This is a genomic window from Mycobacterium sp. DBP42 (assembly GCF_005924235.1).
In the GTDB taxonomy this organism is placed as follows: domain Bacteria; phylum Actinomycetota; class Actinomycetes; order Mycobacteriales; family Mycobacteriaceae; genus Mycobacterium; species Mycobacterium syngnathidarum.
The window spans coordinates 1-21,147 of the sequence record NZ_VCMY01000069.1; the positions used below are offsets into that span (position 1 = coordinate 1).

The window sequence follows — 21,147 nt, forward strand, 5'->3', positions numbered from 1 at the left end:
CACCGGCACCGATCATTATCGGGCGCCGGGCACCGCGACCGAGGAGATCCTGGCCGGCATCTACGCCCAGGTCCTCGGCCTGGAACGGGTCGGCATCGACGACTCCTTCTTCGACCTCGGCGGCGACTCCCTGTCTGCCATGCGGTTACTCGCCGCGGTGAACAGTCACCTTGACGTCGATATGGGTGTGCGTACCTTGTTCGACGCACCGACCGTCGCCCAACTCGCGCTGCGCCTCGTTTCGGGCTCGAGCGGACGTCGGCCGCTCGTGCCTCAACAGCGCCCGGACATCATCCCGTTGTCGTATGCGCAACAACGCCTGTGGTTCCTCAACCGGTTCGAGGGCGGGGTGGCGACATACAACATGCCGATCGCGTTCCGGATCAACGGAGCGTTGGATCTCGGGGCGCTCGAATCGGCTCTCGACGACGTGATCGATCGCCACGAGTCGCTGCGCACGGTGTTCCCCGACATCGACGGAGTGCCCTCACAAAAGGTACTGCCCGCACAACCGGGGTTGTGGCGCCGCGGAGGCCCGGCCGTGGTGCCGGTGGCAGCGGACCAAGAAGACGCTGTCATACGCGAGTTGGTCGCCTTGGCGGGCTACAGGTTCGATCTGGCAACCGAGATCCCGATCCGGGCACAGATCTACTCCGTCGGCCCCGAACAGTACGTCCTGGGAATCGTCCTGCACCACATCGCCTTCGACGGATGGTCGATGGCTCCCATGGTCAAGGATGTCGGTGCCGCGTACACGGCCCGCTGCGCGGGACAGGTTCCGGCCTGGACGCCGCTGCCGGTGCAGTACGCCGATTACTCGCTGTGGCAGCGCGAGCATCTGGGCGACCTGGAGGATCCGGGCAGCCGGATCGCAGAGCAGTTGTCCTATTGGCGTAAAGAGCTGGCGGGTCTGCCAGAGGTGGTATCGCTGCCCACCGATCGGCCCCGTCCTCCGGCGCCGAGCTACCGCGGCGACGGCGTCGATCTGCGTATCGATCCCGATACCTGGGCGGGTATCAAAGCGGTTGCCGCAGAACACAACGTCACTACCTCGATGGTCTTGCAGGCCGTCATGTCCGTCGTACTGCACCGGGCCGGTGTCGGTGAGGACATCGCATTGGGGACACCGATCGCCGGACGCAACGATCAGGCCCTACAGGAGCTGGTCGGGTTCTTGGTCAACACCTGGGTGTTGCGGGTCGGGCTGAACTCGCAGCAGAGGTTCAGCGATGTTCTCGATCAGGTGCGGCAGAAAGCGCTGGACGGTTACAGCAATCAGGACGTGCCCTTCGAGTTGCTGGTCGAGCAACTCAACCCGACCCGGTCCACATCGCACCACCCACTGTTCCAGGTGGCCCTGGTGTTCCAGAACAACGTGCGGCCCGAGGTGGCCTTGGAAGGCGCCGGCATCGAGCCGATGTCGATGGTCACCCGCACCGCCAAGTTCGACCTCGACGTGGACATCAGGGAGGTTCCCGACGAGCTTTCGGGTGCCCCGATGGCTGCAGGTGTGCTGACCTACGCGACCGACCTGTTCGACCGGTCCACCATCGAGCGTCTGGTGGGCTGGTTCGGCAAGGTGGTTTCAGCCGTGGCGGCTGACTCGTCGGTCGTGGTCGGCGAGGTGGGCTTACTCGATGGCACCGAGCGTGATCTGGTGCTGCACCGGTGGTCTGGTGCCAGTGTCGACGCGCAGGTGGGCCTGGCTCCGGAGTTGTTGGCGACGGCCGTCGCGGCGGATCCTGCCGCTCTGGCAGTGGTGGACCACCCGCGGGAGTACACGTATCGCCAACTCGACGAGATCTCCAACCGGCTGGCACGGGTATTGATCGAGGCGGGCGTTGGCCCCGAGCGCGCGGTCGGCGTGGCGTTGGGCCGATCTGCCGAGTTGGTGATCGCCTGGTGGGCGGTCCTCAAGGCCGGTGGAGTATATGTGCCGGTCGATCGAACCCACCCTGCTGAGCGGATCGCCACGGTACTGGACACCGTCGAAGCCGTGTGTGTGCTGGCTCGTGGTGATGATCCTGTGGCCGGAACGGGGGCGCGGCCGGTAATCGATATCGACGCGCTGGATCTTTCGAGCAGCTCCGCAGAGCCGGTCACCGACGCTGACCGCTTGGCGCCGTTGAGTGTTGACGATGCCGCGTACGCGATCTTCACCTCAGGATCCACCGGTACGCCGAAGGGGGTGGCGATCAGCCACGCCGGTGTTCTGGGAGTGGCTGCAGCTCATCGTGAGTTGTTCGGTGTGACGCCGGGGGCTCGGGTGCTGATGGTGGCCGCGCCGACGTTCGATGCCTCGGTCTTCGAATGGCTGTGGGCAGTCGCCTCGAGGGCGGCGCTGGTGGTGGCTCCGCCGGATTCCTACGCTGGCGACGCGCTGGCGGCCGTGATCGAGGAACAGCAGGTCGAGGCCGCACTGATCACCCCGACCGTGGTGGCCACTCTGGACCGGAGCCGTCTGTCCGGATTGACGACGCTGGTGACCGGTGGCGAGGCGTGCCCGGCTGAGTTGGTGGCCGCGTGGGCCCCCGGGCGGCGGATGTTCAATGCCTATGGGCCGACCGAGGTGACGATCTGGGCCACCTGGAGTGCGCTGTCGGCCGGACAGCCTGTGCGCATCGGCGCCCCGGTGCCGGGCACGTGCGCGTTGGTGTTGGATGCCCGGCTGAACCCGACGCCGGTCGGAGTGGTGGGCGAGCTCTACCTGGCCGGACCGGTGCTGGCTCGTGGTTATGTGGGACGGCCCGAACTGACTGCGGATCGCTTCGTGGCCAATCCTTTTGGGGCTCCGGGGACGCGGTTGTACCGCACCGGTGACCTGGTGCGCTGGGCCGAATCGGGCAGCCTGGAATACCTCGGACGCGCGGACGCTCAGGTCAAGCTGCGTGGCCAGCGCCTGGAACTGGGCGAGATCGAGAACACCCTGCTGGCCTGCCCGCAAGTCAATCGGGCTGCCGCCGCGGTATTCCACACCGATGCGGCGGATCACCTGGTCGCGTACGTCGCATTGGAGCGGGCCAGCAACGCTGACCACGATGCGGAAGTCGTCGATCAGTGGCAACACGTCTACGACGAGCTCTACGACGCCGACCTCGACGTGGTTGAATTCGGAAGCGATTTCCGAGGCTGGAACAGCAGCTACACCGGCGACCCCATTCCGCTGGATCAGATGGAGGAGTGGCGCTCTGCGGCGGTGAACCGGATTCTGTCACTGCGGCCACAGCGGGTACTGGAGCTCGGCGTCGGTTCGGGTCTCGTACTTTCACAGATCGCTCCCAAGTGCGGGGAGTACTGGGGCACAGACTTCTCCGCGCCGACCATACGGACGCTCGAATCGGCAGTGGCCGGACAACCGTGGGGAGACCGGGTCCGGTTGCGGGTGCAGGCCGCAGACGTGGTCGACGGGCTGCCGGCCGGGTACTTCGACACGATCATCATCAACTCGGTCATCCAGTACTTCCCGAATTCGGCGTACCTCACCGAGGTGATGGACAACGCCATGGGCCTGTTGGCCCCCGGCGGAACACTGTTTGTAGGTGACGTGCGAAATCACAGTCTGCAGGGTGCCTTCCAGACCGGTATCGCGTTGGCGCGCATCGGGTCAGATACCGACACCGACGATCTCCGTCAGCGAGTTCAACGCGCAGTCCTCGGTGAGCCGGAGTTGCTGCTGGCCCCCGAGTTCTTCACGATCTGGGCAGCTGAGAACCCCGCGGTGGGCGGGATAAGCATCCAGGTCAAGCGCGGTGAAGCCGACAATGAGCTGACCCGTTACCGCTATGACGTCACCGTCCACAGGTCAGCCGACGGAGTCCTTTCTCTCGAGGAGGTGCCCACCTGGGATTGGGCCGAGTGCGCGGGGCTGAGCGGATTACACGCCGAGTTGACGGCCCAGCGGCCGGCAACCGTGCGGGTCACCGCGATCCCGCGTGCGGGTGTGATGGCCGATGTGATCATCGAACAAGCCCTTGCCGCCGGGCATTCGGTGACCGATGCGTTGGCAGAGGCGGAGATTGCGGCCAACCCCGCGAACGTCGTCACACCCGAGGTGCTGTACCGGCTCGGTGAGGACGCGGGGTACCGGGTGGCGGTCAGCTGGGGGCCCGACCCCGGCACTGTGGATGCAATGTTCGTTGCCGGCAGTGAGGACGGGGATATTCCGGTACTGACCGATCTGTATCTGCCCCCGGCCGGTTCACACAAGCGCAGCGCTTACGCCAATGATCCCGATACCAACAGCAAGGTGAGCGAGGTTCGCCAATGGTTGGTCGCGCGTTTGCCCGAATACATGGTGCCCAGCCAGATCGTGGTGCTCGACGAGTTCCCGCTGACTTCCTCTGGCAAGACCGACCGCAAGGCCCTTCCAGAACCGGTGTTCACGGCGACCACGTTCCGGTCACCTCAGACGCCGACGGAGAAGACGGTCGCCGAGGTCTTCGCCGAGGTTCTGGGTCTCGATCAGGTCGGGCTCGACGACGATTTCTTTGCCCTTGGCGGCGACTCGCTCATCGCGATCCGCGTCAGCGCACGCCTTCAGTCAGCGCTCGGCAAGGATGTGCCGGTCCGCTACCTGTTCGATGCGCCGACCGTAGGGCGCCTGGCTGTCTGCCTGGACCGGCAGCAGGGCGACGCAGCCCGCCCGCCTCTGCAGGTAATGCCACGTCCGCAGACGATCCCCCTGTCGTACGCCCAGCAGCGGCTGTGGTTCTTCGACCAATTGAACGGCCCCTCACCGGTTTACAACCTGGCCGTGGGATTGCGTCTGAGCGGAGATCTCGACACCGCTGCGCTCGGCCAGGCGCTGGTCGATGTGGTGGGTCGACACGAAAGCCTGCGCACACTGTTCACCCTCGCCGGTGAGGCACCCCAGCAGTTTGTGGTACCGGCCGAAGACGCCCGCATGTCCTGGGAGGTGGTGGATGCAGTCAGTTGGGCAGCCGACCGCCTGGCCGAAGCGGCCGGCGCGGTAGCGCGGCATTCGTTCGACCTGTCGACGGAATTGCCTTTGAGGGCAAGCTTGTTCCGCGTTGCACAGAACGAGCATGTGCTGGTGGCCGTGGTACACCACATCGCTGCCGATGGCTGGTCGGTGACCCCGCTCGTGGCCGACCTCGGCGCCGCATACGCCAGGCGCAGCGAGGGCGAAGCGCCCGATTGGTCACCTTTGCCCGTGCAGTACGCGGACTACACACTTTGGCAGCGTTCGTATCTGGGTGACCTCACAGACCGCGACAGCCGCATCTCCGGGCAGCTGGCCTACTGGGAGAACGCGTTGGCCGGGCTGCCGGAGCGGCTGGAATTGCCGACGGATCGGCCGTATCCACCGGTGGCCGACTACCAGGGTGGCGGTTTGGTGGTGGAATGGCCCGCCGAGCTCCAACAGCGAATCGCCCGGGTGGCTCGTGAGCAGAATGCGACCAGCTTCATGGTGGTGCAGGCGGGGCTGGCGCTGTTGCTGTCCAAGCTGAGTGGAAGTTCCGATGTTGCGGTAGGCATCTCGATCGCAGGCCGTAATGATCCTGCACTCGACAACTTGGTCGGGTTCTTCGTCAACACCCTGGTTCTGCGGGTCGATTTCTCCGGCGATCCGACCATCGGTGAACTGCTGGAGCAGGTGCGTCAGCGCGGCTTGGCGGCCTTCGAGCACCAGGATGTGCCGTTCGAGGTGGTGGTGGATCGGCTGAACCCCACCCGCAGTTTGACCCATCACCCCCTCGTGCAGGTGATGTTGTCGTGGCAGAACCTGGAATGGCAGCACAGCGCCGACACCGCGGGTGGGTTGACCCTGGGCGATGTTCAGGTCACCCCGTTACCTGCTCAGACTCACACTGCGCGTACCGATTTGACTTTCGCACTGGGTGAACGTTGGACAGAGACCGGCGAGCCGGCCGGGATTGGAGGGACTGTGGAGTTTCGCACCGACGTTTATGACGAGGCCACTGTCGTGCGGTTGATCGATCGGTTGCGAAAGGTATTGATGGCGATGACGGCTGAGGTCGAGGCGGCGTCGTGACGGCCGACTTGAGTCGGCGCTTGTCGTCGATGGATTTCCTGGACGAGGACGAGCACGCCGAGCTGTTCGCGTGGGGTAACCGCGAGGTTCTGACCGATCGGTCCTCGGTGTCGGCGACTATCACGGAACTGTTTGCTGCTCAGGTCGCCGGTGCTTCCGAGGCGGTGGCGGTGGTCTTCAACGACCGCTCGATGACGTATGCCGAGTTGGATGAGGCGTCAAATCAGTTGGCGCATCGGTTGGTCAGCCTGGGTGTCGGCCCGGGTGAGCGGGTGGCGTTGCTCTTCCCTCGTTCGATCGAGGCGATTGTCTGCATTGTCGCGGTGTTGAAATCGGGGGCGGCCTATGTGCCGATCGACCCGATGCATCCCGATGAGCGGATCCAGTTCATGCTCGATGATGCCGACCCGGCCGTAGCGATCACAACATCGGAGTTGACGGGGCGATTCGGCGGGCGCGATCTGAACGTCCTCGATTTCGATGATGAGGTCCGTCAGCACACCGCGCCGGCACCCGACGTGCCGGGGCCGGCGGCTGACGATGTCGCGTACTTGATCTACACCTCGGGGACGACGGGTCGTCCGAAGGGTGTAGCGATCACCCATGCGAATGTGGTCGGCCTGTTGGAGACGCTGGATGCCGAGCTGGGGCTGGCGGGTCAGGTTTGGACGCAGTGTCATTCGTTGGCGTTCGACTATTCGGTGTGGGAGATCTGGGGGGCGCTGCTGTACGGCGGTCGGCTGGTCGTAGTGCCCGAGTCGGTCACGCAGGCTCCCGAGGACCTGTATGCCCTGCTGGTCGCCGAGCAGGTCACCATGTTCAGTCAGACGCCGTCGGCGTTCTATGCACTGCAGGCCGTTGACGCCCTGCAACCCGGACCGGGTGGTCAGCTGAAGTTGGAGACGGTGGTCTTCGGTGGGGAAGCGCTTGAGCCGCAGCGCCTCCGGGGCTGGTTGGGTCGGCATCCCGCTTCGCCGCGGTTGATCAACATGTACGGGATCACCGAGACGACGGTGCATGCATCGTTCCGCGAGATCATCCCGGGTGATGCTGAAGGCAGCGTCAGCCCGATCGGTGTGCCGTTGGCTCACCTTGGTTTCTTCGTCCTGGATTCTTCGCTGCAGCCCGTCCCGGTCGGTGTGGTGGGTGAGTTGTATGTGGTCGGCGCCGGATTGGGGTATGGGTATTGGCGTCGTGGCGGGCTGAGCGCCAACCGGTTCGTGGCGTGTCCGTTCGGTGGGGCCGGGGCCCGGATGTATCGGACGGGGGATCTGGCGTCTTGGGACAGGCATGGGCAGTTGCGGTATGGCGGACGTGCCGATGAACAGGTCAAGATTCGTGGGTACCGCATCGAGCTAGGCGAGATTCAAACCGCTTTGGCTGAAGCCGAGGGTGTGGACCAGGCGGCAGTGATCGCCCGTGAGGATCGTCCCGGCGACAAGCGCCTGGTCGGCTACATCACCGGTACCGCGGATCCGGTCGCTGTTCGTGCCGCGTTGTCGGAGCGGTTGCCTGGCTACATGGTTCCAGCGGCGGTGGTGGTGCTGGATGTGTTGCCGCTGACGGTGAACGGGAAGCTCGACAGGCGGGCCCTGCCGGCACCGGATTACGTCAACGGCCAGGAATACCGCGCCCCGGCCACTGCGATCGAGGAGGTGCTGGCCGGCATCTTTGCCCAGGTGCTCGGTCTGGAGCGGGTCGGGGCCGATGACTCCTTCTTCGATCTGGGTGGGGATTCGCTGTCGGCGACCAGGTTGATCAATGCCATCAATGCCAGTCTGGACGCTGATTTCGCGGTGCGGGCGGTGTTCGAGACACCCACTGTGGCGCAATTGGCTACCCGTGCCGGTGAGGGTTCGGATCGGCGTGAACCGCTGGTGGCACAACCCAGGCCAGATGTGCTCCCGCTGTCGTATGCCCAGCAGCGTTTGTGGTTCCTCGACCAGCTGGAGGGACCATCACCGATCTACAACATGGCGGTGGCACTACAGGTCAGTGGGTCTCTGGATACCGACGCGCTCGGCGCGGCGCTGGCCGATGTGGTGGAGCGGCACGAGTCCCTACGCACGGTTTTCCGATCGGCCGAGGGCGTCCCTGAGCAGGTGGTGCTGCCTGCTGAGCAGGCTGACTGCGGTTGGCGAGTTGTCGACGCCGGCGGGTGGTCGACGACTGAGATGCGCGCGGCCATCGAAGCGATGGCAGGCCATCCCTTCGACCTGGACAGCGAAATACCCCTGCGGGCCATGCTTTTGCGGTTGGCCGAGGACGAGCACGTCCTGGTGGCCGTGGTGCACCACATTGCCGCCGATGGCTGGTCCATAGCTCCGTTGATCTCGGACCTGCAATTGGCGTATGCCGGCCGGTCCGCAGGACAAGTGCCCGGCTGGGCGCCGCTACCGGTGCAGTATGTGGACTACACGTTGTGGCAACGCGCGCGGCTGGGCGATCTGGGAGATGCCGACAGCCGCATCTCCGCGCAGGTGGCGTACTGGGAACAGGCGTTGGCGGGGCTGCCCGAACGACTGGAACTGCCGACCGACCGCCCCTATCCGCCGGTGTCAGATCACCGCGGCGCGAGCATACCGGTGTCGCTGCCGGCCGAACTGCACAAGCGGATCCGCGAAGTTGCGCGCGAACAGAATGTCACCACATACATGGTGGTGCAGGCCGCGCTGACGATGCTGTTGTCGAAGCTCAGTGCGAGTTCTGATGTGGCGGTAGGGGTTCCGATCGCCGGCCGGAGCGACGCCGCGCTGGACCGCGTGGTGGGTTTCTTCGTCAACACGTTGGTGTTGCGGGTGGATCTGGCAGGCGATCCCACCATGGCCGAGCTGTTGGCCCAGGTGCGTCAGCGTAGTCTGGCCACGCTCGAGCATCAGGATGTGCCCTTCGAGGTACTGGTGGATCGGCTCAAGCCGACCCGGTCGCTGGCCCATCATCCGCTGGTCCAGGTGGCGCTCGCGTGGCAGAACTTCACCGCCGATACCGCGACGGAATCGACTCTGGGGGAGGCACTGGTCCGTCCGTTGCCGGTGGATACGCACGTGGCGCGGATGGATCTCACGTTCTCGTTGGCGGAACGGTGGGACGATGCCGGCGAGCCTGCGGGCATCGGTGGCGCAGTGGAGTTCCGGACCGACGTATTCGACGAATCAAGTATCGAAACCATGATCGCGCGGCTTGTGCGCGTCGCAGCGGCGCTGACGGGCGATCCGACCCAGCGGCTGTCGTCGGTCGATGTGCTGGATGCCGTCGAGCATGCTCGCCTCGACGATGTCGGTAACCGGGCGGTGCTGGCCGAGTCCCCGGGCCGTGTGATGTCGATTCCCCGGTTGTTCGCTGCTCAGGTGGCTCGCGCGCCTGAGGCAGTCGCGGTGAGTTTCGATGGCCGCTCGATGACTTATCGAGAGCTTGATGAGGCGTCGAATCGGTTGGCTCACTTCTTGGTTGGACTCGGCGCCGGCCCGGGTGAGTGCGTAGCGGTGTTGGTGCCCCGGTCGGTCGAGGCGATTGTCGCGATCCTGGGGTCGTTGAAAGCCGGGGCCGCGTACGTGCCGGTCGATCCGATGCACCCTGATACCCGGATCCGGTTCATGGTCGGCGATGCCGCTCCGATCGTCGCGGTGACCACCGCTGAGTTGCGGGCGCGGCTGGAAGGAATCGACCTGACCGTCGTCGATGTCGCCGACGCTGGTATCGAGGCCCAACCCGACACCGCGTTACCGGCGCACAACGCCGACGACGTGGCGTACTTGATCTATACGTCGGGTACGACGGGTGTTCCGAAAGGTGTGGCGATCAGCCACCGGAACGTGGCGCAGTTGCTGGCGACGTTGGATGCCGAGCTGGGGCTGGCGGGACAGGTTTGGACGCAGTGTCATTCGCTGGCGTTCGACTATTCGGTTTGGGAGATCTGGGGGGCGCTGCTGTACGGCGGCCGGCTGGTGGTGGTGTCGGAGTCGGTGACCCGAGCCCCGGAGGAGCTGCTCGCGCTGTTGGTTGCCGAGCAGGTGACAGTGTTGAGCCAGACACCGTCGGCGTTCTATGCGTTGCAGTCGGCTGATGCGTTGCTGCCGGAAATGGGTCGCCAGTTGAAGTTGGATACGGTGATCTTCGGCGGGGAAGCGCTTGAGCCGCAGCGCCTTCGGCCGTGGTTTGAGGGCCATCCCGGTTCACCGCGGTTGATCAACATGTACGGGATCACCGAGACGACGGTGCATGCGTCGTTCCGCGAGATTCTGGTGAGTGACGCCGAAGGCAGTGCCAGTCCGATCGGTGTGCCGTTGGCGCACCTCGGTTTCTTCGTGCTGGATCCTTCGTTGCAGCCGGTTCCGGTCGGTGTGGTGGGTGAGTTGTATGTGGTCGGCGCCGGATTGGGGTTCGGTTACTGGCGGCGTGGCGGATTGAGTTCGACCCGCTTTGTGGCGTGTCCGTTCGGTGGGGCCGGGGCCCGGATGTATCGGACGGGGGACCTGGCTTCGTGGGGCGCTGACGGGCAGTTGCGGTATCTGGGACGTGCCGACGAGCAGGTCAAGATTCGTGGGTATCGCATCGAGCTGGGCGAAATCCAGTCTGCGCTGGCAAGTCTGGACGGCGTCAAGCAGGCGGAGGTCGTCGCGCGTGAGGATCGTCCCGGCGACAAGCGCCTGGTCGGCTACATCACCGGTACCGCGGATCCGGTCGCTGTTCGTGCCGCGTTGTCGGAACGGTTGCCTGGCTACATGGTTCCCGCCGCCGTGGTGGTGCTCGATGCGTTGCCGCTGACGGTGAACGGGAAGCTCGACAAACGTGCCCTGCCGGCACCGGATTACGTCAACGGCCAGGAATACCGCGCCCCGGCCACTGCGATCGAGGAGCTGCTGGCCGGCATCTACGCTCAGGTGCTCGGTCTGGAGCGGGTCGGGGCCGATGACTCCTTCTTCGATCTGGGCGGCGACTCCCTTTCGGCGATGCGGTTGATCAACGCGGTCAACGCCAGCCTGGATACCGATATCGCGGTGCGGGCGGTGTTCGAGGCGCCGACGGTGGCGCAATTGGCTACGCGCGCCGGTGAGGGTTCGGGTCGGCGCGAACCCTTGGTGGCACAGCCGCGGCCCGATGTCCTGCCGTTGTCGTATGCCCAACAGCGGCTGTGGTTCCTCGACCAGCTCGAAGGACCGTCACCGATCTACAACATGCCGACCGTCTATCGGATCACCGGGGGGCTGGATGTCGACGCGCTCGGCGCGGCGCTGGCCGACGTGGTCGAGCGCCACGAGTCATTACGCACGGTGTTCCCTGCGGTCGACGGTGCACCCCGACAAGTTGTGCTCCCGGTGGGACAGGCTGATCCGGGGTGGCAGGTCATCGACGCGGTGGACTGGTCCGTGGATCGACTACACGACGCGATCCGTGCGGCGGTCGGATACCACTTCGACCTTTCAGCCGAGATCCCGATGAGAGCAACACTTTTCCGAGTGGCCGAGGGTGACCATGTCTTGGTTGCCGTAGTCCATCACATCGCAGGCGACGGCTGGTCGATCGGTCCGCTGGTGCGTGACATCGGGGTTGCCTACGCGAGCCGGTGCGCAGGGCAGGTCCCCAATTGGGCTCCGTTGCCGGTGCAATATGCCGATTACACGTTGTGGCAGCGGTCGTATCTCGGCGATGTGGCCGATCCCGGCAGTCGGATCGCCGACCAACTCGCGTACTGGGAACAGGAGCTGTCGGGGCTGCCAGATCGACTGGAGCTGCCCACCGACCGGCCGTATCCGCCGGTCGCCGACTACCGGGGCGCCAGTCTGGCGATGGAGTGGCCGGTCGAGCTGCAGCAGCAGATCGCGCGAGCCGCAAGCGAGCACAACGCGACCAGCTTCATGGTGGTGCAGGCAGCCCTGGCGGTGCTGTTGTCGAATCTGACCGGGACTGCGGATGTGGCCGTGGGCTTCCCGATTGCCGGGCGCAGTGATCCCGCGTTGGACGAGTTGGTCGGTGTCTTCATCAACACGCTGGTGCTGCGGGTAGAGCTCGACGGTGATCCCACGGTCGCCGATCTCCTGGCCCAAGTGCGCCGGCGCAGCCTGGCTGCCTACGAGCACCAGGACGTGCCCTTCGAGATGGTTGTCGATCGGCTCAACCCGTCCCGCAGCCTGACGCATCACCCGCTGGTCCAGGTGATGACGGCGTGGCAGAACCTCGCCAAGCAGGACGACGACCAGCCCGCGTCGAGTCTGGGCGGGATGCAGGCCACACCGCTGGAAGCCGACACTCAAGCCGCGCGCATGGATCTGACGATCTCACTGGCAGAACGCTGGAGTGCGGGCATGCCGGCCGGAATCACCGGGGCGGTGGAATTCCGTACCGACGTGTTCGATGCTGCCACCATCCAGATCTTCGTCGACCGACTGACGCGGGTGGTAGAAGCTCTGACCGTCGACCCCGCTGCGAAGTTGTCGTCGATAAATCTGCTGGGAGCCGATGACCACGTCGCGCTCGACGGGTGGGGCAACCGCGCGGTGCTGTCCGATTCGGTGGACGCCGTGTCGATTCCGGCAGTCTTTGCCGAGCAGGTGGCACGAGACCCAGCTGCGGTGGCCGTGGTGTGCGGGGAGAGTTCGTGGACCTATCGCGAGCTCGATGAGGAATCGAATCGCTTGGCACGGCTGCTTGTCGACAGCGGGGCACGCCCCGGCGCATGCGTGGCGTTGCTGCTCAACCATTCGGGCGAGGCGATCGTCTCGATTCTGGCGGTTCTCAAGGCGGGCGCGGCGTACCTGCCGATCGACCCGATGGTGCCGGATGCGCGTATCGAGTTCATGCTCGGTGACGCCCGCCCGGTCGCAGCGATCACCACCGCTGAGTTGCGGCCGCGGTTGGCCGGCGCTGACCTGGTCGTCATCGACGTCGCCGATCCTCGCATCGGGGCGCAATCAAAGGCCGCGTTGCAAGGGCCGGCCGCCGATGACGTTGCCTATCTGATCTACACGTCGGGGACCACAGGTGTTCCGAAGGGCGTGGCGATCACTCACCAGAATGTCACGCAGTTCCTCGGTGCCGTGGATCCGGCCTTGGTCGGCCCCGGAACCGTGTGGTCGCAGTGGCATTCGCTGGTGTTCGACGTTTCGGTGTGGGACATCTTCGGCGCTCTGTTGCACGGCGGTCGTCTGGTGGTGGTGCCCGAGGAGGTGGCACGTTCACCGCACGATCTGCATGCGCTGCTGGTCGCCGAGAAGGTCAGCGTGTTGAGCCAGACGCCTTCGGCCGCGGGAATGCTGTCCCCTGAGGGGCTGGAGTCCGCTGCCTTGGTGGTGGCCGGGGAAGCGTGTCCGACCGAGCTGGTGCAGCGGTGGGCCCCGGGGCGGGTGCTGATCAACGCGTACGGACCGACCGAGGCCACGGTGTACGCGACGATCACTGCGCCCTTGAAAGCTGAATCATCAGGTTCGAATGTTGTGCCGATCGGTGCTCCCGTCCCAGGTGCGGCATTGTTCGTGCTTGATCGCTGGTTGCGGAAGGCACCGCCGGGTGTGGTGGGAGAACTGTATGTGGCCGGCCGCGGCGTCGGAATGGGGTATGTCGGCCGAGCCGGGCTCACCGCCTCGCGCTTCGTCCCTTGCCCGTTCGGTGACGCGGGAGCCCGCATGTACCGGACCGGCGACTTGGTGCGCTGGGGCAGCGACGGGCAGATGCAGTATCTCGGTCGCGCCGACGAGCAGGTCAAGATTCGGGGCTACCGGATCGAACTTGGTGAAATCCAGGTCGCCCTGGCCGATTTTGACGGCGTGGAACAAGCGGTCGTCGTCGCCCGCGAGGACCACCCGGGTGAGAAGCGACTCGTCGGCTATGTCACCGAAACCGTAGCCGGAACGGTCGATGCCGGTAGGGCCCGCGCCCAGCTCGCCGACCACCTTCCGACCTACATGGTGCCCGCCGCCGTGGTGGTGGTCGACGCCATACCGCTGACGGTCAACGGCAAGTTGGATCGACGCGCGCTACCGGCGCCCGAGTACAGCGACGCCGACAGCTACCGTGCTCCGAGTACCCCGACAGAGGAGATCCTGGCCGGCATCTTCGCGCAGGTGTTGGACCTGGGCCGGGTAGGCCTGGATGACTCGTTCTTCGATCTCGGCGGCGATTCCCTGTCGGCCATCCGGTTGATCAACGCCGTCAACACCGCATTCGACACGGATCTGGCAGTCCGCACGGTCTTCGATGCGCCGACCGTGGCGCAGTTGGAGCCGCGAATCACCACGGGCTCGGGCGGGCGGACGCCGTTGGCCCCCATGCCTCGGCCTGCCGTGGTGCCGTTGTCATATGCCCAGCAGCGGCTGTGGTTCCTGGACCAATTGCATGGTCCTTCGCCGATTTACAACATGCCGATGATGTACCGGGTGACCGGATTGGACGTTGATGCGCTCCGTGTGGCCCTGGCCGATGTGGCAGCCCGGCACGAGAGTCTGCGGACAGTCTTCCCCGAGGTGGACGGTGTTCCCCAACAGTTGGTCCTTCCTGCCGCCCAGGCTGATTTCGGATGGCAGGTGGTTGATGCCGCGGATTGGCCCGCGGAGCAGTTGGCGAGCGCCATCGATGCAGCCGTACGGCACCCCTTCGATCTGAACAACGAGATTCCGATCTGGGCGAGGCTTTTCCGCGTCTCTGAGGACGAGCATGTGCTGGTCGCGGTGGTGCACCACATCGCTGGGGACGCTTGGTCGTTCGCACCCCTGGCCCGTGATGTGGCCGTCGCCTATGCCGCGCGCTGTGCCGGGGCGGCGCCGGAGTGGTCTGCGCTGCCGGTGCAGTACGTGGATTACACGTTGTGGCAGCGGGAGCAGCTCGGTGACCTGTCCGACCCCGAGAGCCGGATCTCAGGGCAACTGGCCTACTGGCAGGACGCGCTCGCGGGCCTGCCTGACCGCCTCGAGTTGCCGACGGACCGCCCGTACCCGGCGGTCGCCGATCACCGCGGTGCTGTCGTCGAAGTGGAGTGGCCGGCGGAATTGCAGCAGCGGGTGGCCGCGGTTGCGAGGGAGCACAACGCAACCAGCTTCATGGTGGTGCAGGCTGCGTTGGCAGTGCTGTTGTCGAGTTTGAGTGCCAGCTCCGATGTGGCGGTGGGTTTCCCGATTGCGGGGCGTAATGATCCGGCCTTGAATGATCTGGTCGGGTTCTTTGTGAACACTTTGGTGCTGCGGGTCGACCTGGCCGACGACCCCACCGTAGGGGAACTGCTGGGGCAGGTGCGTCAGCGCAGCCTGGCAGCGTATGAGCATCAGGACGTGCCGTTCGAGGTGTTGGTGGACCGGCTCAACCCGAGCCGCAGCTTGAGTCATCACCCACTGATCCAGGTGATGTTGGCCTGGCAGAACCCCGCGAATACGTCCGGTTCCGAGTCGGCGGCGGGTGATGTGCAGGCTGCGGCACAGATGGCCGAAACCCGCACCGCTCGTATGGATCTGGTCCTTGCTCTAGGAGAAAGGTACGACGCCCAGGACGCTTGGGCCGGGATCGGTGGTTCGGTGGAGTTCCGCACTGATGTGTTCGACGCCGGCACAATCGAGGTGATCGTCGGGCGGTTGGAGCGGATTCTGGCGGCGATGACGGCCGATCCGGCGCAGCGCTTGTCGTCCATCGATGTGTTGGACGCCGACGAGCATGCTCGTCTCGATGAGCTCGGAAACCTGGCCGCGTTGACCGCACCGGCTAGGGTGGCGGGCTCGATTCCGGAGGTGTTCGCCCAGCAGGTGGCGCGGGTGCCGGATGCCCCGGCCGTGACCTTCGAGGGCAGTTCCATGTCGTATCGAGAACTCGACGAAGCCTCGAATCGGTTGGCGCACCTCCTTGCCGGCCACGGTGCCGGGCCCGGTGAGTGTGTGGCGTTGGTGCTGAGTCGTTCGGTTGACGCGATTGTGGCGATTCTGGCGGTGTTGAAGACAGGGGCGGCGTATCTGCCGTTGGATCCGGCGTATCCAGATGCACGGATCGCCGTGGTGGTCGGTGATGCCCGACCGGTGGCCGCGGTCACTGCAGGTGCGTTGGCGGGGCGGCTGGACCAGCTGGGTGTGGCCGTTGTCGATGTGGCGGACCGGCGGAACGTCGCGCAACCGAGCAGCGCATTGTCAATGCCGGCTGCCGACGATGTGGCATACGTGATCTACACATCGGGCACGACGGGGGTGCCGAAGGGAGTGGCCGTCCCGCACAGCAACGTCACCGGGTTGCTGACGTCGTTGGATGTGGGGTTGCCCACCGCGGGGGTGTGGTCGCAGTGGCACTCGTATGCCTTTGACGTGTCGGTGTGGGAGATCTTCGGTGCGTTGCTGAGCGGTGGCCGATTGGTGGTGGTGCCTGATGCGCTGGTGGGTTCACCAGATGAGTTGCACGACTTGCTGGTTGCAGAGCAAGTGACGGTGCTGAACCAGACGCCGTCGGCTGCCGCGGCGCTGTCGTCGGAGAGTTTGGAGTCTGCGGCGTTGGTGGTGGCCGGTGAGGCGTGCCCGGTCGAGTTGGTGGATCGGTGGGCACTGGGCCGGTTGATGGTCAACGGTTACGGCCCGACGGAGACGTGGTACACGTCGTTCAGTGCCCCGTTGGTGGCAGGGTCGGGTGTGGTGCCGATCGGAAGGCCGGTGCCGGGTGCGGCGTTCTTCGTGTTGGACCGGTGGTTGCGTCCGGTGCCCGCCGGTGTGGTCGGGGAATTGTATGTGGCCGGGTCCGGCCTGGCCGCCGGGTACCAGCGTCGGGGTGGGTTGACGGGGTCGCGATTCGTCGCGTGTCCGTTCGCAGCGGGGCAGCGGATGTATCGCACCGGGGATCTGGTGCGTTGGGGTGCTGACGGTCAGTTGCAGTATCTGGGCCGGGCTGATGAGCAGGTAAAGATCCGCGGGTATCGCATCGAGTTGGGTGACGTGCGAGCGGTGCTGGCCGGTCTGGAGGGGGTGGATCAGGCGGCCGTCATCGCTCGAGAAGATCGCCCCGGCGACAAGCGGCTGTTCGGATACATCACCGGTAAGGCAGACCCGGCCGAAATCCGGGCTGCCATGGCGACACGGTTACCGGCCTATATGGTGCCTGCGGCGGTGTTGGCGGTCGACAGCCTGCCGCTGACGGTCAACGGGAAGCTGGATCGTCGTGCACTCCCGGTGCCGGAGTATGTCGATGCTCGGCGTTACCGTGCCCCGGAAACGCTCACCGAGGAGATTCTGGCCGGCATCTACGCCGAAGTTCTCGGTCTGGAGAGAGTCGGGGTCGACGATTCGTTTTTCAACCTCGGCGGTGACTCGCTGTCGGCGATGCGGGTGATCGCCGCCGCCAACACCAGCCTCGACGCCGAGTTGGCGGTGCGAGTCATGTTCGATGCGCCGACGGTGCGTGGTTTGGCCCAGCAAGTGGGTCGCGCCGAGAGTTCGCGGGAAGTGGTCCCGGTCGAGGTGCTCAAGCAGGGTAATGGCGTGCCGTTGTGTTGCGTGCATGACGGATTCGGGCTGAGTTGGTCGTACCGGGCGTTGGGCCGGTACGTGGAGGGCCCGATCGTCGGAATCAACCGGGCGCCGGCCGATGGCGAATCCGAGGCACTGTCGATCCACGCCATGGCGGAAAGCTACGCCGATCGGCTTCAGGAGCTGTATCCGGTTGGGCCGTACCGGATTCTGGGCTGGTCGTTTGGTGGAGTGGTGGCTCATGCGTTGGCCGTTGAGCTTCAGCGGCGGGGGTGTGAGGTTCAGCGTCTGGTGCTGCTCGATGGCTTGTTGAACCCGAACAGGTTCTGGAAACGCATCACCAGGAGGATTGCGAAGAATCAGGCGATGGCCGAAGGATGGGTTCTGGATTACATCCTGCGGACCAACAAGGTCCGGGTGCCCGTGCATTTCGGGTTGCTGTCCTATTCGCGGGTGGCCGACATCATTGCCCGGCACGGGGCCAGTCCTCCGTCACGGGAGTTGGTGAAATTCATGGCCCGCAGCGTGAGTGCGGGGCAGTTGTTCCTTCTCGATCATCAGCCTGAACTTTTCGACGGTGATGTCGTGATGTTCTCGGCTGCCCGACCTCGATGCGAGGAGACCGACGGGATCGGACTCATGCCGAGGTTGGCGCGTCTGCGTAACCGCAGGGCAGCCGGAGCGCTGCTGAACAGTTGGCGCCCTCATGTTTCCGGGAAGATTACGGTGCTACCGGTTGGCTGCACCCACTTCGAAATGTTCACGCCCGAAGCACTGAGTGCATACGTCGAACAGTTGAAGTCTGTCCTGGAAAGTGATTCGGAATAGATACGTGACGATGCTAATACGCACGAGCGTTGAGCGGCTGACGTGGGGACGGTGATCGCCAAATGGGTACCACTTACGAGCACGAGGCGCGCGAATCCAACACGGATACGGGCCCGAAAATAAGCAACGTCCTCGACGTGCTCGATCAGCGTACGTTCGATCTCGGGTTGGCGATCGGCGTCAACAGCCTCCTGCAGAGCGTCTGGACATATGACCGCCCGGTCGATATCGAAGGTCTTCGCCGGTTCCACGACCATCTTCGGCGGGGAAGGCTGTCCCGCGGCATCGAGCGTTCACCACTGCCCTTCGGCCGGCACCGCTGGGTGGCGTCGGACAAATCGTCCGAGCTGGAGATCGTCGAGACTCCCAGGCCACGTGAAGAATTAGATGACTGGCTCGGCGAGCAGATCAACACTCCTCTCGATTGCGAGCGCGGGCCCGGCTGGCATGTCGCGGTGCTCCCGTTCACCGACGGTGGTTCAGGTGTGAGTTTGGTCGTCTCACATTGCCTCATCGACGGAGTCGGTCTCTGTGAGGCGCTGGCTGATGCCGCACTCGGCCGCGACGATCCGATCAGCTGGCCTGCTGCCGAATCGCGCGGTCGTTGGCGAGCTGTGAGTCAGGACGCCTGGCAAACCGTGCGCGACGTTCCCGCCATGGCGCGGGGTGTTGTCGCCGCGACTCGGCTGGCCCGGCGCAGTCGGGAAGGGACAGCAGCTGCGGCCCCGGCCACTTCGCCGACCACCACCTCACCTGCGCCGGCCACCCTTTCTGACGAATCGATACCGGTCCCGATGGCGACGATCCTCGTAGATGCCGGCGAATGGGATTGTCGCGCAGAGGAGCTCGGCGGGACCAGCAACACCCTTCTCGTGGGATTGGCGGCTCGGCTGGCCCACCGCACAGGACGCGTCGGCGCCGACGGGTCGGTGGTCGTCATGATGCCGGTCAGCCAGCGTGCCGACGGAGATACCCGTGCCAACGCACGAAGTAGTGTTGCCGTCGCGGTTGATCCCGCACTCGCGACTACGGAGCTGGGGGAGATCCGCGCTGCGGTTAAACAAGCGCTGATCCGTCACGGAGAGGTACCCGACGAGGAGCTGGCCGTGAATGCCATCGTCCCGCTGCTGCCCAAGCGGTTCCTCGGAGCCACATCTCGTGTCGGTTCACCCAATCAGGTCGGTTCGTCCAACCTCGGTGTGGTCAACCCAGCCGCCAGTCGGGTGGACGGTACGGACGCCGACCACTTCGCCGTGAAAGTTCTCCCGTACCTGGGACTGACTGAGGCGATGCTCCACCGCTTCGGCGGGACCCAGTCATTTCTGTCCGGGAGAGCGAACGGACGAGTGTTCGTTTCGGCGCATTCCTATCTTCCGGGTCGAGTGAACACGAATGACCGTTTGCAAGAAGATCTTTCAAGTGCACTTGACGATTTTTCGCTGACCGGCTCGCTTCTGTGAGCGTCCCGCAATCACAATGTAGGAGAATCACATGAACACCAACATTCGGGCGGCTGTCCAATCCGTATTCGGCCTGTTGGCGTTGGGCGCGCTGCTCTTCGTGCCGGCGGGGACATTCAACTACTGGCAGGCGTGGGTTTTCCTGACGGTGTACGCGGTGATGGCAATTGCCTCTACCGTCTACCTGTTGAGTAAGGACAAGGCGGTCGTGGAGCGGCGTATGCGCGTCGTGCAGAAGGCGGAGTCGAGACCGGTGCAAAAGGGTGTCATCGGCGTCATCGCAGTTCTGTCCGTCGCGTTGCCGGTGTTCTGCGGCCTTGACCACCGCTTCGGTTGGTCCCCAGTACCCACCGCCGTATCTTGGATCGGCAACGTGATGTTCGCAGTCGGCCTCGTGATCACGATCTTTACGATCATCCAGAACAGCTACGCGTCAGCCAACATCACCGTGGAGTCGGAGCAGAAGCTGGTCTCCACGGGCCTCTACGGCCTGGTCCGGCATCCGATGTACATGGGGGCGCTGCTCATGGTGGCGGGGATGCCGCTGGCGCTCGGCTCGTGGTGGGGGCTGGCTGTTCTCATTCCCGTCCTGACCCTGTACACGTTCCGCATCCAGGACGAGGAGAAGCTGCTCCGACAGCAACTCGCCGGCTATCGGGAATACATGCAGAAGGTGCACTACCGACTGGTGCCACTCGTCTGGTGACGGCTGCGCCTGCGTGATCCCGTTGGTCAGAGATAGCTGCCGCTCAGGGAGAACTCCTTCAGCGCGGTCGAAAGATCGAGGCGCAATTCGTCGTTGGAGTTGGCCCGGCCCGGCAGATACGAAATCAGCGAGATGAATATCTGCCCATTCATCGTGCCCGACAACATGGTCTGCACGCCGCCATAGCGGTGCAACGTCGACGTGGCCACCCCGAGGTGATGCAGTCTCAGGGCGAACGAAGCTGCGTCGGTGCTGTCTGCCCGTCCAGCGGCGGTATTCATCTCTCCGACATTGGATGCGCCCACGAGATTGAAGGGATTGCCCCTGGTCGCACTGCGGGCAGCTTTGAGAACCCTTTCGGACATCAGGGGTACCAGGGCGTTCATCACCTGTTGAGGGTCGGGCTCCTGGGAGTGTCGAATCAGTTCTTGTTTGACCGCGGCCCGGATCTCACCCAGGTCTGTGGTGGCGGATGCGGGATTGACCGTCGCACGAACACCGCTGATCGCATTGGCCCGGGTATCGTCGGCGGTGCGCTCGTTGACGGGGAGGGTTACCACTACCGATCCGTCTGCCGCAACCCGCCCCGCATGGTGGGCGAGCCGAGCTGCGAGTCCCACAAGCAGCGTGTTGCGCGTTCCGCCGAGGGCGCGGGCTCGGGCGTCCCACTCTTCGGCATCGACGAAGATCGTTGCGGTTGGTAGAAGGTGCGATTCAGAT

At 64.8% G+C, this 21,147-nt stretch carries 4 protein-coding genes and 1 pseudogene; 4 read left to right on the top strand and 1 reads right to left on the bottom strand.

Annotated elements, in window-relative coordinates:
• The 4 genes from E0T84_RS32810 to E0T84_RS30670 all read left to right on the top strand — a co-directional run.
• Positions 1-6,016, top strand: a 6,016-nt coding sequence (locus E0T84_RS32810; RefSeq protein WP_371726388.1) for an amino acid adenylation domain-containing protein, incomplete at its 5' end; no start/stop codon positions are given.
• A complete protein-coding gene (locus E0T84_RS30660) occupies positions 6,013-18,261 on the top strand; it encodes an amino acid adenylation domain-containing protein (protein WP_371726389.1) in 12,249 nt (4,082 codons plus the stop codon). The genes E0T84_RS32810 and E0T84_RS30660, both read left to right, overlap by 4 nt.
• Before the next feature lie 62 nt (positions 18,262-18,323).
• Positions 18,324-19,721, top strand: a complete 1,398-nt coding sequence (locus E0T84_RS30665) for a wax ester/triacylglycerol synthase domain-containing protein (protein ID WP_138746351.1) — start codon at positions 18,324-18,326, stop codon at positions 19,719-19,721.
• A 31-nt stretch (positions 19,722-19,752) separates the two neighbouring features.
• Positions 19,753-20,427: an isoprenylcysteine carboxylmethyltransferase family protein gene (locus E0T84_RS30670; RefSeq protein WP_138746352.1), complete on the top strand. Its 675-nt coding sequence runs from the start codon at positions 19,753-19,755 to the stop codon at positions 20,425-20,427.
• A 26-nt stretch (positions 20,428-20,453) separates the two neighbouring features.
• Here E0T84_RS30670 and E0T84_RS30675 read toward each other — a convergent pair.
• Positions 20,454-21,147 (bottom strand): annotated as a pseudogene (locus tag E0T84_RS30675) (hypothetical protein); the annotation flags it as partial.